Here is an 18,990-nt window from a genome sequence, read left to right on the forward strand (position 1 = left end):
CCGTTCATCCCCGCGCCCGTCGCGCCAGCTCGTGCAGCACCGTGGAGGTGGGCACGGGCGCCTGGCGGACGCCGGTCAGTTCCTGCTTGAGATAGGTGCCGGCCGAGGCGAACTCGGCGGCCGCGCCCTGCGGACGGAACCCGTGCCGGACCTCCAGCTTGCGCAACTGAGGGTCGGTGGACAGGAGTTCGGCGAGCGCCTGGCCGTTCTCGGTCAGCGGTACGACGGTGTGGTCGCTGTTGACCGTGGTGTCCGGGTAGAGGACGACCAGGTCGTCCGGCTGCTGTCCGTCCGCGAGGAGCGAGGCGACCTGCGACTCGTAGACGAGGACGAGCGGGTTGCCGGCCCCGCTGACGAAGTCCCGGAACGCCGCGTCCGTGCTGGTCTGCTGGGCGCCCTGGACGCTGATCAGCTTGCGCAGCAGGGGAGTCGCCTTCCCGACCTCGGCGTCGCTCGCGACGACCTTGCCGCCGTTGCCGACATAGGAGGCGGCGGCCAGATACAGGGCGCCGGAGTTGGAGGACTCCGGGTCGGTGCTGGCGAGGTAGAGCGTGCCGCTCAACTCACCGTACTTCGCGGCCCCCTTGAGCTGCTGCCAGGTGCGGTCCTCGCGGGCCGCGTCGAGATAGGCGGCCATCTTGAGCGTGCCGCGGTGCTCGGTGTCCAGCGTGACGAGCCCGTTGCCCGCGAGCACCTCGGCGGCGCTCTTGTGCGCCACGACGACGAGGGGCGAGTAGAAGGGGCGGGGGAGTGTCCCCGACACCTTGTACTTCGCCGCGAGTTCCACGGCCGGCGCCTGACTGGAGGGAAGGGCGAAGTCGTACCCCTTGAGGTCCAGCCCCTCCATGGCCCAGGACCCGGAGGTCTCGGCCTTCACGGTGAGCCCCTTGGCGGCCAGGGCCTTCACCACATCAGGATCGGCGAAGAACTCCGCCTTCTCCGATCCGATCACTCCTCGCACGGTCTTCGTTGCCGTGCTCTTGTCCCCGGTGTCCCGGCCCGCTGCGACGGCTACCGCCACTCCGCCGATCAGCAGAACCGCGAGGACGATTCCGATGATTCGTCTCACACAGGCAGACTGCTCGCGGAACCCAACATTCCCCGGCGCGGGGGGTGAACGGGGGGTGTCATACCCACTCCAGTACTGCAACGCCGCCAGGGGCGCGGGGAACTGCGCGATCAACCACCACGAACCGGCAGCCGCGAGACGACGCGAACCCCCGAGCTATGTGGCGCCCGGTCCGCGCGTCGCTGCGGGTGCACGCGGACCGGGGCCGTTCCTGGGATCAGCCGGCCGCGGTCAGTTCACGCGGCTCAGCCAGCGCAGCGGAATGCGCATCCATGCGCTCAGCGGCCAGAATCGCCGCCGCGGTGTCCGCCCGCGATGCCGCCACCACCAGCGCCCGCCCCGCCAGGGCATGCGCCCGCCGGTGCAGAGACGCGAGCCGCCTGTCGCCCCCGCCGGAGGCACGGGCCGGAGTGCTGCCGCTCCGCAACCGCGTCACCTGCTCGGCCAGCCGCTCCGCCGCCGCGTCGAGCTCGGCCGACGGCGCAGCCGAACGCAGTTCGTCCGTCACCGCCAGCAGTGCCGCCAGATGTCCCGCGAGCTGGAACTCCAGCTCCTCCTCGCGGGTCCGGTGCGGAAAGTCGGACGTGGTGTCGGCCATCGTGCTGTGGACCGACTTGGTGCGGATCGGTTCGTACATGGGATGGCCTCCTGTGCTGTCAGGAAGTCATCCTAGCTTAGATTCAGTCTAAAGTTGAGCGATGTGGCGGATCCCCTACGGCTGGCTGTAGCCGTCCAGGAAGTTGCCGATCCGTGTCACCGCGTCCCGCAGGTCACGGGCGGTGGGCAGCGTGACGACCCGGAAGTGATCGGGCTCGCTCCAGTTGAACCCGGTGCCCTGGACGACCATGATCTTCTCGCGCCGCAGCAGGTCGAGGACCATCTGCCGGTCGTCCTTGATCTTGAAGACCTTGGGATCGAGCCGGGGGAAGAGATACAGCGCGCCCTTGGGCTTCACGCAGCTCACACCCGGGATCTGGGTCAGCAGCTCGTACGCCACGTCCCGCTGCTCCCGCAGCCGTCCGCCCGGCAGCACCAGGTCGTTGATCGTCTGGCGCCCGCTGAGCGCGGCGACGACCCCGTGCTGTCCCGGCTGGTTCGCGCACAGGCGCATGTTCGCCAGGATGGTCAGGCCCTCGATATAGGACTCCGCGTGGGCGCGCGGCCCGGAGAGCGACATCCAGCCGGTGCGGTACCCGGCGACCCGGTACGCCTTCGACATGCCGTTGAAGGTGAGGGTCAGCAGGTCGGGGGCGACGGCCGCGGTCGGGATGTGCACGGCGTCGTCGTAGAGGATCTTGTCGTAGATCTCGTCGGAGCAGACCAGCAGATTGTGGCGGCGCGCGATGTCCGTCAGTCCCCGGACCATCGCCTCGTCGTAGACCGCGCCCGTCGGGTTGTTCGGGTTGATGATGACGATCGCCTTGGTGCGGTCGGTGATCTTGCGCTCGATGTCGGCGAGGTCCGGCATCCAGTCGGACTGCTCGTCGCAGCGGTAGTGGACGGCGGTGCCGCCGGACAGGGAGACGGCGGCGGTCCACAGCGGATAGTCGGGCGACGGTACGAGGACCTCGTCGCCGTCGTCCAGCAGGGCCTGCATCGCCATCACGATCAGCTCGGAGACGCCGTTGCCGATGAAGACGTGCTCGACGTCGGTCTCGATGCCGAGGGTCTGGTTGTGCATGACGACGGCGCGGCGCGCGGCGAGGAGGCCCTTCGCGTCGCCGTACCCATGGGCCGAGGACACGTTCCGGAGGATGTCCTCCAGGATCTCCGGCGGGCACTCGAAGCCGAAGGCGGCCGGGTTCCCGGTGTTCAGCTTGAGGATGCGGTGACCCGCCGCCTCAAGCCGCATGGCCTCCTCGAGAACCGGGCCCCGGATCTCGTAACAGACGTTGGCGAGCTTGGTCGACTGGATCACCTGCATGTCAGGGAGCTTACGGCGGGGTAACGCTCCGTGGGTCGTGTTTTCCGCCACGCGAGACGGTGCGGTTTGGGCGGTTATCGCCGCTAGCTGTCCCAGGGGCCCCTCCCATCCCTACAATCCGCGGCCATGTCGAGGCCGACGGAGCAGGAAAACGGGACGCTTGGCGCGAACGGAGCGCAGACGCCGCCGATGGTGTACCAACCGCAGAGCGGGGTGGCCCCGGCCTACGAGGAGTACGCGGATCCGGCGACGGCACACGGCTGGCAGAACGCGTACGACGAAACGACCGAGCTACCCCGCACGGAACCGGCCACCCCCGCCTCCGGCGGCCGAGCGGACCGACGCCGCGCCGCCCGCCGGGGGCGGGGCTTGGGTTTGCGGAGGGGCGTGGGTGCTCCGCGGTCGGGAGACGGGGACGCAACTGGCCAAGGGGGCCCCGGCACGGCCTCTGCCGGTGGTCTGGACGCACCTTCTGCGGGTGGTGCGGGTGTGCCCGGGGTGGGGAACGCGGGCCCTCTGGACGTGTCCTCCCCGGGTGGTGCGGGTGCGCCCGGGGAGGGAAATGCGGGTCCGTGGGGTCAAAGTGATCTGGGCGTGGCCTCTGGCGGGGGTCTGGACGCGCCCTCCCCTGGTGGCGCGGACGCGCTCCAGGCGGGGGTGTGGGCTCAGCGCGGGAGGGTGGACTGGGTCTGTCCGGTGCGGGTGGTTCGGATGCGTCGCGGGCCGGCCGTGCGGGGGCGCGGCGGGCCGGGCATCGGGGTGGGGCCCGTTCCGGTGGTCGTGGCGCCGCTGGTGGCGGTCGCCCGGACGCGCCACCGGCCCGCCAACCCCGCTCGCGTCGCCTGGTCGTGGCCGCCGGTGCGGTCGGGGTGGTGTCCGTGGCCGCCCTGATCGCGGGGCTGTCGTTCGCAGGCTCCGCCCCGGAGCCCTCGCAGGGTCGGGGGGAGAGCAAGCCCTCGGAGACGGCCGAGCCCGCGGACCCGGCGCCCTCGTCCCCCTCGGCGGTCCCCGGCGGGACGGACTCCGGAGAACCGGCGGCCGGTGCGAGCGCTTCGGCGTCGGCGCCCACCGGACCTGAGACGGGCACCCCGACGGCGAGCGCGAGCCCTTCCGCGCCCTCCTCCTCCTCCGCCGTCCCTTCGGCGACCTCCTCCACCTCCACCCCCGGCCCGGGTAATGGCAAGGGCCGCGGTCAGGGCAATACGAAGGCACCCAAGTAGGCTCCGCGCTGGGTAGGTTGACCCCGTCGAACGGGAGGCGGGGGCTCGGTCACCACGGTCGCGGCCCGACGAGGACGACGCGCGCCCTTACGCCGGATCGCTGGTGCTGTGGTCGACGACCATCCGGAGAGCAACCGCCAACACGCCGACCGTCTGGAGTCGCCGGGCGGGCAGGTGGTGTTCGCCGAGGACGCGCGGCAGGCGGAACTCGTCCTTGACGGCCCCACCCGTGGCGATCCGCTGATCTCCGACGTGGCGCGCGGCATGGACGGCGACGCCCGGTTCACGGCGCTTGAGCGCTGGCGCGCCAACGGCCGTGCGCTCGGCGCCGAGATCACCATGTCCAGCTCGGAGTTGTACCAGTACACCGACTCCGTACCGGCCCGACCGCCGAGTGCGCGTTCCCGCCAGGTCCCATGATCAGGCTTGACACAACTTCTTGCCCGATTGCCCACCCCTCTTCACAATGCGCATGACAAAATCACGGGCGGCCGGAAGATTTCCGGTCGTCCAAGTCGCAAGAGGGGACCCCCACATGAGAAAGCCTCTCGTCGCCGCACTCAGTGTCCTGGCGCTCGCCGGGATGGGTACGGCACCTGCGGTCGCCGCCGAACCCGCCGCGGGCGTCGGCAAGAGCGTGGACACGGACACGGTCACGTCGGTCGTGCACGACCTGGTCACGTCGACCACGTCGGCCCTCGACCAGGCCACGTCGCCGTCGCCCACGCTCCAGGCCGTGACGCTCGCGGGGACCGTCTCGCTCAGCAACTGTTCCGGTTCGGTCATCCGCTTCCCGAACTCCCTGGACACCGACCCGGCCCTGGTGCTCAGCAACGGCCACTGCCTGACGTCCGGCTTCCCGGCGCCCGGCGAGGTCATCACCAACCAGGCCTCCACCCGCACCTTCGGCCTGCTCAACTCCTCCGGCTCCCGGGTCGCGACGCTGCGCGCGAGCAAGCTCGCCTACGCGACGATGACCGACACGGACGTCTCGATCTACCAGCTCACCAGCACATACGCGACGATCAAGAGCTCGTACAACATCTCCCCGCTGACCGTCCAGGACACCCATCCGACCGCCGGCACCGCCATCACCGTGGCCTCCGGCTACTGGAAGACGCTCTACAACTGCAACATCGACGGGTTCGCCTACCGTCTGAAGGAGGGTGACTGGACCTGGAAGGACTCGGTCCGCTACACCTCCGCCTGCAACACCATCGGCGGCACCTCCGGTTCCCCGGTGATCGACCAGGCCACCGGCAAGGTCGTCGCGGTCAACAACACCGGCAACGAGGACGGCGAGTCCTGCACGGTCAACAACCCGTGCGAGGTCAGCGAGAACGGCACCGTCACCGTCCGCCAGGGCATCAACTACGCCCAGGAGATCTACAACATCCCGGCCTGCTTCACGACCCGCAACCAGCTCAACCTGAGCGCGAGCACATGCACGCTGCCTAAGCCGTAACGGTCCTTGGGGAGTTGAGGCGGGCGTTCCGTCACATGGGACTGTGACGGACCGCCTTGCCCGCTAGTACGTCCGTTCGCCGGCCGTCCTCGATCACGAACCGGCCGTCGATCAGGACGTGCGGGATGCCTGTCGGAAGGGTGCGCGGGTTGTCGTACGTCGCGCCCGCCGCCACCGTCTCCGGATCGAAGAGGACCAGGTCGGCCCGGTAGCCCTCACGCACCAGCCCACGGTCCGGCAGGCGCAGTCGTGCCGCCGGGCGGGCGGTCAGATGGGCGACGCACTCCTCCAGGGAGAGGACACCCAACTCCCTCACGTACCGGCCGAGATAGTGCGGGAAGGTGCCGTATGCGCGCGGGTGGGGCTTGGCACCTTGCAGGATTCCGTCCGAGCCGCCGGTGTGGACGGGATGGCGCATGATCGTGCGGACGTTCTCCTCGTGGCCGACGTGCTGGAGGATCGACGGGGCCAGCCGGTCGGCGAGGAGCAGGTGCCGGGCGGTGGCCCAACTGTCCAGGCGGCGGCCCACGTAGTGCGTCAGCGAGGGATCCGTGACCCCCGAGATCTCGATCGTGTCCCACTCCATCGGTACCCCGTGGCAGCCGTCCGAGCCGATGACCTCAAGGTGGTGGCGGATACGGTCAGCCGTCGCGTCGTCCGCGAGCCGCTTGAGGATCTCCTCCGGACCGCCCTCGCTCGCCCAACTCGGCAGCATGGCCACGAGAGTCGTGCAGCCCGGGGTGTAGGGGTACGTGTCGAGGCTGATGTCGGCACCCGACGCGAGCGCCTCGTCCAGCATCGTGACCAGTTCCGGCGCCCGGCCCTTGTTCACCCCGAAGTTCATGGTGGCGTGGGCGAGATGCAGGGCGCAGCCCGCCTCCCGGGTCAGGGCGACCATCTCCTCGTACGCCTCCAGCGCCCCCGCCCCGTAGGAGCGGTGGTGCGGGCAGTAGTAGCCGCCGTACCGCGCCACCACCCGGCACAGCTCGGTGAGTTCGGCGTCCTTGGCGTACATGCCCGGCGTGTAGGTGAGCCCCGACGACATGCCGACGGCGCCCTGTTCCATGCCCTCGGCGACCAACTGCCGCATCCGGTCGAGCTCTTGGGGCGTCGCCTCCCGGTCCTCCCAGCCGACGGCCAGCATGCGGACGGTGCCCTGGGGGATCAGATAGGCCGCGTTGACGGCGATGCCCCGGCCTTCGAAACCGAAGTCCAGCCGGTCCAGATACTCGCCCACCGACCGCCAGTCGAAGTCGATGTCGTCGCCGTACCCGTTCCAGCCGGTGATGGCGCGGCGGACCTCGGCGAGGGTGCGGTCGTCGACGGGGGCGTACGACAGCCCGTCCTGGCCCAGGACTTCGAGCGTGACCCCCTGCGCGGCCTTGGCGCTGTGGTCGGGGTCGCGCAGGAGGGCGAGGTCGCTGTGGGCGTGCATGTCGATGAAGCCGGGGGCCAGGACGAGCCCCTCCGCGTCCAACTCGCGGCGGGCCTTCGGGCGTTGACACCCGGCGTCGGCCGCTTCCTTGACGATCGAGACGATCCGGCCGGCGTCGATCACCACATCGGCGCGGTACGACGGCGCACCGCTGCCGTCCACGACGTCCGCGTCCCGGATGACGAGCTCTTCCATCAGCGACAGCCCCCTAGAAGTAGGTGCGGATGTAGTCGACGACCGTGCCGTCCGCCTCGGCCACCGGGATCAGCTGCCACTTGTCGAAGGACGTGCACGGATGGGACAGCCCCAGACCGACCCAGTCACCGACCTCCAGATCGGCCTCGGGCCCGGTGCGCAGCCAGGCGTGCTGGTCGGACAGGCCGGTCACCTCGACGCCGTCCGCCGGGCGCTCGACCCCGTCCCGCCGTACGACCTGGGCGAACGGCAGATGGAGGTCGTAGGCCGCGTCGCGCTTGCCCGCGTTGGCGAAGGCCTGCTCGGGGGAGGGCCGGGAGACGACCTGCGCCCACAGCCGGAACGCCGGCTCCAGGGCGCCCTCCTCCGGGACCCGGTTGAAGGGGGTGATCTCGCGGTAGTGGCCGTCGTCGTGCGACACGTAGGCGCCGGATCGGAGCAACTTCAGTACGGGAAGGGAGAGTTCGGGGATCTCGGCGAACACGTCGGCGACGGCGTCGAACCAGGCGCTGCCGCCCGCGCTGACGACGACCTCGTCCGTCTCTCCGAACCGTCCGTCCTTGTCGAACGCGACCGCGAGGGACACGAGCCGCCGCAGCCAGGCGTGCACGCGCTCGGGGTCGGCGTTCGGGACCTCCCCCTCGTACCCGGCGACACCGACGAGCCGCAGGGTCGGTACGGCGGCCACGGCGTCGGCGACGGCGGCACACTCGGCCTCCGTGCGGACGCCGGTACGGGCCCCGTCGCCCGCGGCGAGCTCGACGACCACGTCAAGGGGGCGGGTGGCGCCGCGCAGGGCCGCGTCCATGAGCTCGACGCCGCGTACGGAGTCGACGTAGCAGACGAGACGGAAGTCGGGGTCGGCGTCGAGCTCGGCGGAGATCCACCGGAGCGCGGCGGGGTCGACGAGTTCGTTGGCCAGGAAGACGCGCCGGGTGCCGAAGGCCCGGGCGACGCGGACCTGGTGCGGTACGGCGAGGGTGATGCCCCACGCCCCGTGCTCGATCTGCCGCTGGAACAGCTGGGGTGCCATGGAGGTCTTGCCGTGCGGGGCGAACGCGAGTCCGTGCCGTTCGGAGTAGGTCTCCATGAGCTCCAGGTTGTGCTGGAGCCGCTCGGCGGAGAGGGCGAGGACGGGGGTGGTGAAGCCGTCGGTGAAGAGATTGCGGCGCTGGGCGGCGAGCTCGCCGACGGTGAGGCCGTCGGCGTCCGGGGGGAGGCCCTTGAAGCGGTGGTCGACACGGTCCTCTGCGAGACGGGCGAGCGCGTCGGAGGGGCTGTCGGCTGTCATTGAGCCTCCCTGATCTGGCGCGTTGCACTTACTGCAACGTCCATTGCGTATATCGCTTACTGCTGTCTAACATCTCGGCCAACGCAGGGTCAATGGAGCCCCATGACCGAGACCGAGGAGCTACGACGATCGTGACCAACGCCCCCGACATCGTGGATGTCGTCGCGCTCGGCGAGTCCATGGTCACGTTCCTGCCCACCCGGCCCGGCCGTCTCGCCGATGTGCCCTCTTTCGAGCGGGGGATCGGGGGTGCGGAGTCGAACGTGGCCTGCGGGCTGGCTGCCGCGGGGCACTCCGTGCGGTGGGTGAGCCGGGTGGGGGCGGACGGCTTCGGTGACCATCTGGTGTCGACGATCGCTTCGTACGGCGTCGACGTGTCGGCCGTACGTCGTGATCCGGCGCGGCCGACGGGGGTGTACTTCCGTACGGCGGGGGAGCGGGGGACGGATGCGCACGAGGTCGCCTACTACCGGGCGGGGTCGGCGGCGTCGGCGATGTCGGCGGAGAACGTGGACCTGGAGGCGGTGCGGGCGGGGCGGGTGCTGCATCTGACGGGGATCACGGCGGCGCTGTCCGAGGGGTGCGTGGAGCTGTTGCGCGAGCTTCTGGCCGCCGGGCCGGATCGTCCCCTCATCTCCTTCGACGTGAACCACCGGCCCGATCTGTGGAGGGATGCGGAGGGGGCTGAGGTGGTGCTGGAACTGGCGCGCCGGGCGGATGTGGTGTTCGTGGGGGAGGACGAGGCGGAGGAGGCGTGGAGGGTGACGGGCGGTCCTTCGGCGATCCGGGAACTGCTGCCCGAGCCGGGCGTGCTGGTGGTGAAGCAGGGGGTTGAGGGGGCTACAGCATGTGTGTCGGCTGCGGCCCGGTGGGGGCTGGTCGCGCCCCGCGGCGGAGCCGCATATCGATACAGCCCCGCGCCCCTTGGGCCGGTCGCCGGCCCGGAGTCGGAAGCCGCGGCATCCTCGCCCACCCGGAGCACCTTTGTTCCCTCCCTCGACGTCGACGTCATCGCCACCACCGGCGCCGGTGACGCCTTCGCCGCCGGGTTCCTTTCCGCCGCCCTCCGGGGGCTCCCCGTGAAGTCCGCCCTCCGTCACGCGCACCTCCACGCCGCCGCCACCCTCACCACCCCCGGCGACCTCGCAGCACCCCCCGCTCGCGACACCGCCGACCGTCTGGCCGCCGTGGACGACGGCACCTGGGAGACACTTCGACTCGGCCCCGGCTGGACACAAGCCGTGCAGGCCCCGGAGGAGGTACGTATTCCATGAGCCAGACCGTCGACCGCGCGCTCAGCATCCTGCCGCTGCTCGCCGAAGGTCCCGCAGACCTGGGACAGGTCGCCGACCGCCTCGGCGTCCACAAGTCCACCGCGCTCCGCCTCCTGCGCACGCTCCACGAACACGGCATGGTCTACCGCCAGTCCGACCAGCGCTACCGCCTGGGCGCCCGCCTCATCGCGCTGGCCCAGGAGGCGATGGAGAACCTGGACATCCGCGAGATCGCCCACCCCCACCTCGTACGCCTCAACGAGCAGTGCGGCCACACCGTCCACCTCGCCGTGTACGAGGAAGCCGAGGTCCTCTACATCGACAAGGTCGAGAGCCGCTACCCGGTCCGGATGTACTCCCGGATCGGCAAGCCCGTCGCCATCACCGTCGCCGCCGTGGCCAAGCTGCTCCTCGCCGACCTCCACGAGTCCGAGCGCCGCGCCCTCGCGGACAAGTTCGAGTACCCCATGTACACGTCCCGTTCGACCCCCAACGCACCCGCCTTCCTCAAGGAGTTGGAGCGCGTGCGCGAACAGGGCTGGGCCACCGACCTCGGTGGCCACGAGGAGTCCATCAACTGCGTCGCCGCACCGATCCGCGGCGCCGACGGCAGGGTCGTGGCCGCGATGTCGGTCTCCGCCCCGAACGTCGTCGTCACCGCCGACGAACTCCTCACCCTCCTCCCGCTGGTCCGCCGTGTCGCGGACACGATCAGCGGCGAGTACTCCGGAAGAACGCCAGCGAAGGATCCCGTATGACGGACAAGATCGCCCTCACCCCCAAGACCCACACCACCCCGCCCGCGAAGTTCTCGCACGGTGTCAGGAAGGGGAACATCCTTCAGGTGGCCGGGCAGGTCGGGTTCCTCCCGGCCGAGGAGGGCAAGCCGCCCACGCCCGCCGGACCCACCCTGCGCGAGCAGACCCTCCAGACCCTCGCCAACGTCAAGGCGATCCTGGAGGAGGGCGGCGCGAGCTGGGACGACGTGATGATGATCCGCGTCTACCTCACGGACGTCGACCACTTCGCCGAGATGAACGGCATCTACAACACCTACTTCGAGGAGCAGGGCCTCACCGCGCCCCCGGCCGCCCGCACGACGGTCTACGTCGGCCTCCCCGCCGGACTCCTCATCGAGATCGACGCGCTCGCCGTACTCGGCTGACGCCCCCTCAACTCCCGCACGCCGTAACCGGGACGGCACCTCCAGGGGTGCCGTGCCGCGATCCCCCCTGCCCGAAAGCAGTATGTGCTTACGTAGAGGACCCCCATGTCCCAACCGCTCGCCGCGACCACCGAAACGCCCCCGCACACAGGTGGTCTGCTCCTTCTCATCGACGGCACCGCAGGTCTGCTCACCGTCGCCGCCATCGGCATCGCGCTCCTCCTCTTCCTGATCATCAAGGTCAGACTCCAGCCCTTCGTCGCCCTCCTCGCCGTCTCCATAGCCGTCGGCCTCCTCGCGGGCCTCTCGGTCACCGAGCTCTTCGGCACGGTCCAGCGCTCCGACGCCGTCTCCACCATCGAGTCCGGCATGGGCGGCATCCTCGGCCATGTCGCGATCATCATCGGCCTGGGCACGATGCTCGGCGCGATCCTCGAAGTCAGCGGCGGCGCCGAGGTGTTGGCGTCCCGCCTCCTCAACCTCTTCGGTGAGAAGAGGGCACCGCTCGCCATGGGCCTCACCGGCCTCATCTTCGGCATCCCGGTCTTCTTCGACGTGGGCATCTTCGTCCTCGCCCCGATCGTGTACGCGGCGGCGAAGCGCAGCGGCAAGTCGATCCTGCTCTACTGCCTCCCCCTGCTCGCGGGTCTGTCGATGACCCACGCCTTCCTGCCCCCGCACCCCGGCCCGGTGGCCGCCGCCGGACTGCTCCACGTGGACCTCGGCTGGGTCATCCTGATGGGCGTGGTCTGCGGCATCCCGGCGGTGCTGGCCGCCTGGGCGTTCTCCGCGTGGATCGGCCGGCGCATCTTCGTGGCCGTACCGCAGGACATGGTGGAAGCGGCCGCGGAGGCCAGGCTCGCGGTCGTCAACGAGCAGCGTGAGCAGGGCGTGGAGCCCCGCGAGGACCCGGTCCCGCTGGGCACGGTCCTCGGCATCATCGGCACCCCGCTGGTCCTGATCCTCGCCGCCACCTTCTCCTCGATCGCCCTGGACCCCTCCACGGGCCGCTCGGTGATCGAGTTCTTCGGCAGCCCGTTCGTGGCCCTCACGATCGCCCTGCTCCTCGCGTACTACCTCCTCGGCCTCCGGCGCGGCTGGTCCCGCAAGTCCCTGGAGACCGTCTCGACGGCCTCCCTCAAGCCGGTCGGCAACATCCTGCTCGTCGTGGGCGCGGGCGGGGTCTTCGGCGCGATCCTCAAGGCGAGCGGCGTGGCCCAGGCGCTCTCGGACACCTTCAACGACGTGGGCCTCCCGGTGATCGTCCTGTCGTACCTGATCTCGGTGGTCCTGCGGGTCGCCCAGGGCTCGGCGACGGTGGCGATCGTGACGACGGCCGGCATCGTGGCGCCCCTGCTCTCGGAGGGCGACCACTCCCAGGCCTTCGTGGCCCTGGTCATCATGGCCATCTCGGCGGGCTCGATCTTCGCCTCGCACGTGAACGACGGCGGCTTCTGGATGGTCGCCAAGTACTTCGGCATCAGCGAGCGGGACACGCTGAAGACCTGGACGGTCCTGGAGACGGTCCTGTCGGTGGTCGGCTTCGTGATGGCGGCCGTGCTGAGCCTGGTCGTCTAGCCAGGCGAGACCGATCGGCGGATCTGCCGATCGGTCTCGCCCCGACCCCCTCGGGTTTGGGCCCCGGCGTCCCATGGCACAGCTTCGTCCGCCATACTTCCCGCTGTGGAGCAGCGCATAGGTTCGAGCAGCAAGCCCCTGGAAGGTGCCGGGTTCGACCCGGCCTTCATCCCCGGGCTGACCTCACCCGTGTCCGGCGAGCCCGAGGACGCCGAGGAGCCCCGTGCGGAGGAGGACGCCCTCGCGAAGAAGGAGGACGCCACCGACATCGAGGAGGAACCCACTCCCGACGAGCCGGAGGCGGACGCCGACGCGGTCGACGGGCCGGTCTTCGAGGCGTCCGACCGGCGCGCGAAGATCGTCGCCGACGCGAAGGGCGTACGCCTGAGCCTCGACGAGGAGCGGTGCGAGTTCCGCTGGGACGAGATCGGGGCGGTCGAGACCGAGACCCCGCGCTTCGGCAAGCGGTACACGGTCACCGTGCACACGCCGGACCGGCGCTGGTACCCGATCGAGGTCGAGGCCACGTCGCGGGCGCGGTTCCAGGAGTGGGACGAGCAGCTGGACGCCGTCCTCGACGCCTACTTCGAGGACGGCGACGCCGCTACCGACGAAACCGAGGACGACTAGTCCTGCCCAGGGGCGCGGGGCTGTATCGACCTGCGGCTCCGCCGCGCGGGCGCGACCAGCCATCACCGGCCGCCCCCGCACCCCGCCAACCTGTCCACTCCTAACCGCAGTACTGCGCCTCCTTGCCGATGGACCGGTACATACAGTCGGCGTTCTCCAGCAGCTGGAGCACCGCGTCCCGGTTGCGCGCGGTCTCCCGCACGATCACCTCGTCGGGCGGGTAGAAGCCGCCCCCGGCGCTCGACGACGGGTACATCTCGAAGGTGTACCCGAAGATCTTCTGGCTGCCCCACAGCCAGTCGTCGATCGATCCGTCGGTGATGTACAGGTCGCTGGACTGCTCGGGTGTGTAGCCGTTGCTCGCGGCCATCTTCCCGCCGACCGTGGCGAAGGCGTTGCGGTCGTCGGCCGTCATGCCGGTGGCCGTGTCCGCGGTCGTGTACCCGTAGGGCCACAGCACCAGTTCGCTGTACGTGTGGAAGTCGATGCCGGCCTTGATCTGCTGCACGCCGCCGACGACCCGGCTGCGGACGAAGTTGGCGACGACCTTGACCTCGGGCGCCGACTCGGCCGCCGTGCCGCGGTAGGTCTCCGAGGACGTCGACCCGGACGAGCCGCCGCAGCAGCCGAACCGGTAGGCCCAGTTGCGGTTGAGGTCGGTACCGACGTACGAGGAACCGGAGTTGGGCTGCCGGTTCTTGCGCCACGAGCGGTAGGAGCCGGTCGCCACGTCGTACTCGCCGCCGTCGGGGTTGAGGTCCGGGATGATCCAGATCTCGCGGCTGTTGACCATGTTGGTCACGCGGGAGTCGCTGCCGTAGTCCGAGGTCAGCTCGTTGAGCAGGTACAGCGCCATCTCGACGGTGAGGTGCTCACGGGCGTGCTGGTGGTGGGTGAACAGCACCTCGGGCTCGGACTCGTCGGTCGCCACGTTGTCGCTGATCTTGATGGCGACGATGTTCCGGCCCTGGTACGAGGTGCCGATCACGCGCGTGCTCGCGATGGAGGAGTTGGCGGAGACGACCGAGTTGATCTCGCTCGTCATCTCCGCGTAGTTGTGGTACCTCGAGTCGGCCGAGGGGAAGTCGAGGATCCCGACCTCGCCGTCCGCGGCGGAGGACCGGTCGGGGACCGCGCCGAGCGCCGTGATGTCGTAGCCCTGCGCGCGCAGCTTCTTGATCTGGTCGGCCCGGCCGGAGATCACGACACCGTGGTCGTCCACCTCGTCGATGGCCACGCCGGCCTGCTGGAGGGCCGAGCGTTCCTTGACCGTGGCGTGGGTGTGGACCTCGTACTGGCGGATGTCGTCCGCCGAAGGGGCCGCCTTGGTGGTGCTGTCGGCGCTCGCGCCCGGGGAGAGGGGTGCCGCGAGCGCGAGGGCGACCAGGACGGCGAAGGCGGCGGTACGTCTTTTGCCGAGGGCGCCTGAGCCTCGTATGCGAAGTCGCATGAAGTCTCCTAGTTTCTCCAGGGATTCCGGGGTCTCCGGGCCTGAAGCAAGTGGGGATACAGGTGACTCACAGGTGCGGGTGCGGCGCTCATCGTGCGCCTATGGCATGAGCAGGTCAAGAGTCAATAAAGGCGCGATGGCCGGAACCCGGCGTCCTGGCCCGATCCCGAACTGGTGTCCTTAGGTAGTGAATCGGGTATTCCTCCCCGTGTGCGGCGCGGCTGCGGCGGACATCCTGCTTCCATGCTGCGACTCTCCGGGGGCCGCCTCCCGGACCCCGATCCTCGGTACGCCCCGTACCCCCAACCCCCCTTGGGGGCGGGCCATCTGAGCGCCGAGTACGCCCCCCGTCCCGCAGCCGTCCGAGAGGCCCGCGCCACGGTCCGCCGGCAGCTGGAGGGGTGGGGCCTCGCGGACCAGGAGGACCTGGTGGACACGGCCGAGCTGCTCGTCAGCGAGCTGGCCACCAACGCCCTCCTGCACTCGGCCAGCAGCTTCCGACTCACCCTGTTCGCCTCGCACGGCATGCTGCGCTGCGAGGTCGCCGATGTCGGCCGCCGTACCCCTCAGGTGCTCCAGGCGGGCACCGCGGAGAGCGGCCGAGGGATGTTCCTGGTGGATGCGCTTGCCCGGCGCTGGGGCTGCCATCAGGACGGGCCGGGCAAGACCGTGTGGTTCGAGCTCGGCACGTGCGGGTCCGACGACTGTGGTCGGCGACAGTCGTTCTGACCCGAGAGTTCCGGATACGTCAACTCAACTCCCCCCGGAACCACAGCCCGGGCCCCGGTGCGCTTGCCCAGCCGCCGGGGCCCGACCCTTTCCCCCGAGTACGCGCATCGGGTGAAGATCCACGCAGGCCCTCTTGCCGGGCGGCCGGCTTTGGGCTTTCTTGACCTGCATGGCGGACACCACGGGCAACCCCACGGACACCCAGGCATCATCCGGCAACCCCCAACCCCGCAAGTCCAGTTGGAAGTACATCGGCCCCGGCATCGTCGTCGCGGCCACCGGCGTCGGCGCCGGAGACCTGGTCGCGACGCTCATCGCGGGCAGCAACTTCGGCTACACGCTCCTGTGGGCCGCCGTCATCGGCTGCCTCGTCAAGATCTCCCTCGCCGAGGCCGCCGGCCGCTGGCATCTGTCCACCGGACGCACCCTCTTCGACGGCTGGGCGAGCCTGGGCCGCTGGACCTCCTGGTTCTTCGTCGCCTACGTGGTGATCTGGGGCTTCGTGTACGGCGCCGCCGCGATGTCGTCCAGCGCGCTCCCGCTCCAGGCCCTCTTCCCGGACGTGATGGACCTCAAGTGGTGGGCCGTCGCCTGCGGTCTGACCGGTCTCGTCTTCGTCTGGTTCAACAAGTACGAGGTCTTCGAGAAGGTCATGACGGTCCTGGTGGGCGTCATGTTCGTGGTCACGGTCTACCTGGCCATCCGGGTCACCCCGAACCTGGGGGACGCCTTCGCGGGCCTGCTGCCCGTCCTCCCCGACGAGAAGGACTCCATCCTCAACACCCTCGGCCTCATCGGTGGCGTCGGCGGCACCATCACCCTCGCCGCGTACGGCTACTGGGTCAACGCCAAGGGCTGGACCAACACCGGCTGGATGAAGGTCATGCGGCTCGACAACCGCGTCGCCTACGCCACCACCGGCATCTTCGTCATCTCCATGCTGTTCGTCGGCGCCGAGATGCTGCACTCGGCCAACATCGCCATCGCCAGCGGCGACAAGGGGCTCATCCAGCTCAGCGACATCCTGGAGGACAAGTACGGCTCGGCGACCGCCAAGTTCTTCCTGATCGGCTTCTTCGCCACCTCGTACACCTCCCTCATCGGCGTCTGGCACGGCGTGAGCCTGATGTTCGCCGACTTCGTCGCCCGCTTCCGCGGCACGGGCGAGAGCGCGGGAACGGGCGAGGAGGTCGCCTCCGGCGCGCGCGAACGCTCCTGGCCCTTCCGCGCGTACCTGCTGTGGCTGACCTTCCCGCCCATCGTCCTGCTCTTCCAGGGCCAGCCCTTCCGCCTGATCATCCTCTACGGCGTCCTGGGCGCGGCCTTCCTCCCCTTCCTGGCCGGCACCCTGATCTGGCTCCTCAACTCCTCGCGCACCCCGGCCGAATGGCGCAACGGCCTGGTCAGCAACGGCATGCTGGTGATCGCCGGGCTGCTGTTCCTGGTGCTGTGCGTGAAGCAGATCTGGGATCAGCCCTGGTCGGAGTTCTTCTGACCGGTCAGCGCCTCTTCCCGGCTCGGCCCCCACTTCGAGCTGAGCGCGATCTTCTTGAGCTGCTCCATCGTCAGGGCGGGCTTGTCACGGCTCGGCGCGTCGTGCGGCCCGCCCGCGTTGAGGGCGCTGATCACGACCCGCAGCCCGTTGATCCGCACCGTGTCGACGGTCCACCTGACCGCGCCCGAGACGTCCTTGTCACCGGCGTCCTCGCGGGTGATCAGCACCGTGCCGTCGCCGACCTCCTCGGAGCCCTCGAAGATGCTCTCGCCGAGAAGGTCCCCCATGTTCGGCTGCACGTTGATCTCGACGAGGCTCTTGCCCTTGCCGTCGTCGACGACGACATAGCCCCACCCGGACTCGTCACCGCCCCTGGAGACCACCTTGACGTCGTCGGGCATGAGATAGGCGAGGTCCTTGCGGATGTCGCCGCTGGGAGCGGACGTCTCCTCCGGCCTGGCCAGCGAGGACTTGTCCTCCTTGGGAATGGCGTCGACCGCCTTCAGCCACGCCGGCGCGGTCACCAGCTTCTTCAGCTCCGCGGCGTCCAGCGGCGGGTTCTCCCGGGTGACCGGCGAGCCCTTCTCGGCCTCGGCGTTCCACTCGGCCACCGAGACATGCTCGCCCCTCGGAGTGACCAGTTCGGCGGTCCACAGCTTGGTGGGCTCCCGCTTGTCGGGATACTCGTACCCCTGGAGGATCTTCAGCACCGAGCCGTTCTCCAGCCGGCTGGTCGTGCAACTGTCGTACGGCGTGAACGTCTTGTCCGGGCACTCGGTCAACTGCCGGGCGTTCTCGCTGCCCGCCTCGACCCGTTCGAGGCTCACGGAGACGACCGAACCCCCGTCCCCGTCGTCCCACACGAGCCACGCGTACGGCGAGTCCGCCGTACCGCGACCGGTCTCCTGGCTGAACTTGCCGTACCCGAGCTGCTCCTTGAGCGTGCTGATCAGCTCCTGGCTGGAGACGGGCGGCACGGTCGGCGAGGCGCTCGGCGTCGACGCCACCGAGGACGGGTCCGGGTCGGTACCGCCGCCGGGCAGGAGCAGCGCCCCGCCCACCCCGACGAGCGCGAGGGAGGCGGCGCCGCCCACGACGGCGGCCCGGCGCCGCAGCCGCAGCCGCCGGCCACGGGCGAGCCCCGCAGTGGTGAGTGCGTGCGAGTCGGCGTCGAACTGCCCGCCGACATCGCGCAGTTCGGCGACGATGCGGTCCTCGAAGGGATCACTGTGCTGTTGAGCGGGCATGGCTAACCACCGTTTCCCCGAGGTGTGAAGGATGAGAAGTCAGAGGTGTGGGTGAGGTGAGGCGAGGTCATGGGGACGGGCGGGCCCGTCAGAAGCGCGCGTACTCGCCGAGGTCCTCGCCCAGCAGCTCCCGCAGCCGGCCGAGGGCGCGGGTACAGCGGGTGCGGACCGCGGCGGAACTGGCGTGCATCGCGTCGGCGGTCTCCTCGATCGAGCGGTCCTCCCAGTAGCGCAGCACGACCACCGCCCGGTCCTTGGCGGGCAGCCGGGCCAGCGCCTGGAGCAGCGTGAGGCGCAGCGGGACGTCGCCCTGGTCGGCGTAGGCCTGCTCCGGGAACTCGGCGGTGGCGCGCTCCTTGCTGCTGCGGCGCCGCTGGTGGGCGAGGAACGCCCGGGTGAGGACGGTCTGCGCGTACCCGGCGGGGTTGCCGACCCGGGCCACCCGGTGCCAGCTGATGTACAGCCGGCCCAGGGTCTCCTGCACCAGATCCTCGGCGAGATGCGTGTCCCCGGCGGTGAGCAGGCACGCGGAGCGGTACAAATGCCCCGCGCGTGCCGCCGCGAACTCCGCGTACTGGTCCGCAAGGACCTGTCTCATGTGTTCCCCCTGCTCGTGGGTGCGCCTGCTTCGCGCTCTCACTTCATTGATGCGGTGGAGCCCCGGAAATGTTTCACACCGGATGCAGGGGATCTCGCGGGGGCGTTCAGTTCGACCCTCGAAACGGCAGGCACGCCACCCCGGGGGACCCGAGATACAGGACAAGCCCCAACGGCAAGTCCCCCATGCTCGCGGTCGTCCACGTCTACGAATGCGTGGCCAAGC

At 69.9% G+C, this 18,990-nt stretch carries 17 protein-coding genes; 9 read left to right on the forward strand and 8 right to left on the reverse strand.

All coding sequences use genetic code 11. The annotated features are described in order from the left end of the window. Window positions 1-4: 4 nt before the first annotated feature. From ACFY0U_RS25625 to ACFY0U_RS25635, 3 genes are all read right to left on the reverse strand, one after another. Window positions 5-1,069, reverse strand: coding sequence for a hypothetical protein (locus ACFY0U_RS25625; RefSeq protein ID WP_388639493.1), 1,065 nt, complete (start codon window positions 1,067-1,069; stop codon window positions 5-7). Between the two features lie 217 nt (window positions 1,070-1,286). After that, on the reverse strand, window positions 1,287-1,706 hold the full coding sequence (locus tag ACFY0U_RS25630; protein WP_388639495.1) for a hypothetical protein: 420 nt from the start codon (window positions 1,704-1,706) through the stop codon (window positions 1,287-1,289). A gap of 75 nt (window positions 1,707-1,781) precedes the next feature. Then, window positions 1,782-2,993: a pyridoxal phosphate-dependent aminotransferase gene (locus ACFY0U_RS25635; RefSeq protein ID WP_388639497.1), complete on the reverse strand. Its 1,212-nt coding sequence runs from the start codon at window positions 2,991-2,993 to the stop codon at window positions 1,782-1,784. A gap of 1,328 nt (window positions 2,994-4,321) precedes the next feature. Between ACFY0U_RS25635 and ACFY0U_RS25640 the strand changes: the two genes are divergently transcribed. Continuing rightward, window positions 4,322-4,633 carry a hypothetical protein gene (locus tag ACFY0U_RS25640; protein WP_388639499.1) on the forward strand — a complete coding sequence of 104 codons (312 nt, stop codon included), beginning with the start codon at window positions 4,322-4,324 and terminating at the stop codon, window positions 4,631-4,633. Between the two features lie 115 nt (window positions 4,634-4,748). Further along, a complete protein-coding gene (locus tag ACFY0U_RS25645) occupies window positions 4,749-5,678 on the forward strand; it encodes a serine protease (protein WP_388639500.1) in 930 nt (309 codons plus the stop codon). Window positions 5,679-5,709: 31 nt separating this feature from the next. Here the strand turns inward: ACFY0U_RS25645 and ACFY0U_RS25650 are convergent, their stop codons facing one another. Together ACFY0U_RS25650 and ACFY0U_RS25655 are read right to left on the reverse strand one after the other, a co-directional pair. Beyond that, window positions 5,710-7,308, reverse strand: coding sequence for an amidohydrolase family protein (locus ACFY0U_RS25650; RefSeq protein ID WP_388639502.1), 1,599 nt, complete (start codon window positions 7,306-7,308; stop codon window positions 5,710-5,712). Window positions 7,309-7,321: 13 nt separating this feature from the next. Further along, window positions 7,322-8,599 carry an amino acid deaminase gene (locus tag ACFY0U_RS25655; RefSeq protein WP_388639504.1) on the reverse strand — a complete coding sequence of 426 codons (1,278 nt, stop codon included), beginning with the start codon at window positions 8,597-8,599 and terminating at the stop codon, window positions 7,322-7,324. A gap of 179 nt (window positions 8,600-8,778) precedes the next feature. Here ACFY0U_RS25655 and ACFY0U_RS25660 point away from each other — a divergent pair, with 179 nt between their 5' ends. The 5 genes from ACFY0U_RS25660 (at window position 8,779) to ACFY0U_RS25680 (ending at window position 13,246) form a co-directional block, all read left to right on the forward strand. Beyond that, window positions 8,779-9,873 (forward strand): sugar kinase, encoded by a 1,095-nt coding sequence (locus ACFY0U_RS25660; protein WP_388639640.1) that lies wholly within the window; start codon window positions 8,779-8,781, stop codon window positions 9,871-9,873. Then, entirely contained in the window at window positions 9,870-10,631 is a 762-nt protein-coding gene (locus ACFY0U_RS25665; protein ID WP_388639506.1) for an IclR family transcriptional regulator, read from the forward strand. The genes ACFY0U_RS25660 and ACFY0U_RS25665 overlap by 4 nt, the downstream gene beginning before the upstream one ends. Then, window positions 10,628-11,038, forward strand: a complete 411-nt coding sequence (locus tag ACFY0U_RS25670) for a RidA family protein (RefSeq protein ID WP_362671425.1) — start codon at window positions 10,628-10,630, stop codon at window positions 11,036-11,038. Before ACFY0U_RS25665 ends, ACFY0U_RS25670 begins: the two co-directional genes overlap by 4 nt. Before the next feature lie 105 nt (window positions 11,039-11,143). Next, window positions 11,144-12,616, forward strand: a complete 1,473-nt coding sequence (locus ACFY0U_RS25675) for a GntP family permease (protein ID WP_388639508.1) — start codon at window positions 11,144-11,146, stop codon at window positions 12,614-12,616. A gap of 105 nt (window positions 12,617-12,721) precedes the next feature. Next, on the forward strand, window positions 12,722-13,246 hold the full coding sequence (locus ACFY0U_RS25680) for a hypothetical protein (RefSeq protein ID WP_388639510.1): 525 nt from the start codon (window positions 12,722-12,724) through the stop codon (window positions 13,244-13,246). 100 nt (window positions 13,247-13,346) lie between these two features. Here the strand turns inward: ACFY0U_RS25680 and ACFY0U_RS25685 are convergent, their stop codons facing one another. After that, window positions 13,347-14,696, reverse strand: a complete 1,350-nt coding sequence (locus tag ACFY0U_RS25685) for a M14 family metallopeptidase (protein ID WP_388639512.1) — start codon at window positions 14,694-14,696, stop codon at window positions 13,347-13,349. A 243-nt stretch (window positions 14,697-14,939) separates the two neighbouring features. Here ACFY0U_RS25685 and ACFY0U_RS25690 point away from each other — a divergent pair, with 243 nt between their 5' ends. Further along, entirely contained in the window at window positions 14,940-15,425 is a 486-nt protein-coding gene (locus ACFY0U_RS25690; RefSeq protein WP_388639514.1) for an ATP-binding protein, read from the forward strand. A 169-nt stretch (window positions 15,426-15,594) separates the two neighbouring features. Continuing rightward, window positions 15,595-16,920, forward strand: coding sequence for an Nramp family divalent metal transporter (locus ACFY0U_RS25695; RefSeq protein ID WP_388639516.1), 1,326 nt, complete (start codon window positions 15,595-15,597; stop codon window positions 16,918-16,920). On the opposite strand, the gene ACFY0U_RS25700 is transcribed toward ACFY0U_RS25695, so the two are convergent. Beyond that, a complete protein-coding gene (locus tag ACFY0U_RS25700) occupies window positions 16,896-18,167 on the reverse strand; it encodes a hypothetical protein (RefSeq protein WP_388639518.1) in 1,272 nt (423 codons plus the stop codon). The two genes, ACFY0U_RS25695 and ACFY0U_RS25700, sit on opposite strands and share 25 nt — an antisense overlap. An 88-nt stretch (window positions 18,168-18,255) precedes the next feature. Next, complete coding sequence (locus tag ACFY0U_RS25705; protein WP_388639520.1) at window positions 18,256-18,765, reverse strand: SigE family RNA polymerase sigma factor; 510 nt, start codon at window positions 18,763-18,765, stop codon at window positions 18,256-18,258. Between the last annotated feature and the right edge of the window lie 225 nt (window positions 18,766-18,990).

The sequence above is a fragment of the Streptomyces sp. NPDC001536 genome (assembly GCF_042894505.1).
Taxonomy (GTDB): Bacteria; Actinomycetota; Actinomycetes; order Streptomycetales; family Streptomycetaceae; genus Streptomyces.

Coding starts and splice junctions, on each gene's coding strand:
- ACFY0U_RS25655 (WP_388639504.1), bottom strand. CDS start 8,599: ATGACAGCCGACAGCCCCTCCGACGCGCTCGCCCGTCTCGCAGAGGAC.
- ACFY0U_RS25670 (WP_362671425.1), top strand. CDS start 10,628: ATGACGGACAAGATCGCCCTCACCCCCAAGACCCACACCACCCCGCCC.
- ACFY0U_RS25665 (WP_388639506.1), top strand. CDS start 9,870: ATGAGCCAGACCGTCGACCGCGCGCTCAGCATCCTGCCGCTGCTCGCC.
- ACFY0U_RS25685 (WP_388639512.1), bottom strand. CDS start 14,696: ATGCGACTTCGCATACGAGGCTCAGGCGCCCTCGGCAAAAGACGTACC.
- ACFY0U_RS25690 (WP_388639514.1), top strand. CDS start 14,940: ATGCTGCGACTCTCCGGGGGCCGCCTCCCGGACCCCGATCCTCGGTAC.
- ACFY0U_RS25630 (WP_388639495.1), bottom strand. CDS start 1,706: ATGTACGAACCGATCCGCACCAAGTCGGTCCACAGCACGATGGCCGAC.
- ACFY0U_RS25660 (WP_388639640.1), top strand. CDS start 8,779: ATGGTCACGTTCCTGCCCACCCGGCCCGGCCGTCTCGCCGATGTGCCC.
- ACFY0U_RS25700 (WP_388639518.1), bottom strand. CDS start 18,167: ATGCCCGCTCAACAGCACAGTGATCCCTTCGAGGACCGCATCGTCGCC.
- ACFY0U_RS25650 (WP_388639502.1), bottom strand. CDS start 7,308: ATGGAAGAGCTCGTCATCCGGGACGCGGACGTCGTGGACGGCAGCGGT.
- ACFY0U_RS25675 (WP_388639508.1), top strand. CDS start 11,144: ATGTCCCAACCGCTCGCCGCGACCACCGAAACGCCCCCGCACACAGGT.
- ACFY0U_RS25705 (WP_388639520.1), bottom strand. CDS start 18,765: ATGAGACAGGTCCTTGCGGACCAGTACGCGGAGTTCGCGGCGGCACGC.
- ACFY0U_RS25635 (WP_388639497.1), bottom strand. CDS start 2,993: ATGCAGGTGATCCAGTCGACCAAGCTCGCCAACGTCTGTTACGAGATC.
- ACFY0U_RS25695 (WP_388639516.1), top strand. CDS start 15,595: ATGGCGGACACCACGGGCAACCCCACGGACACCCAGGCATCATCCGGC.
- ACFY0U_RS25645 (WP_388639500.1), top strand. CDS start 4,749: ATGAGAAAGCCTCTCGTCGCCGCACTCAGTGTCCTGGCGCTCGCCGGG.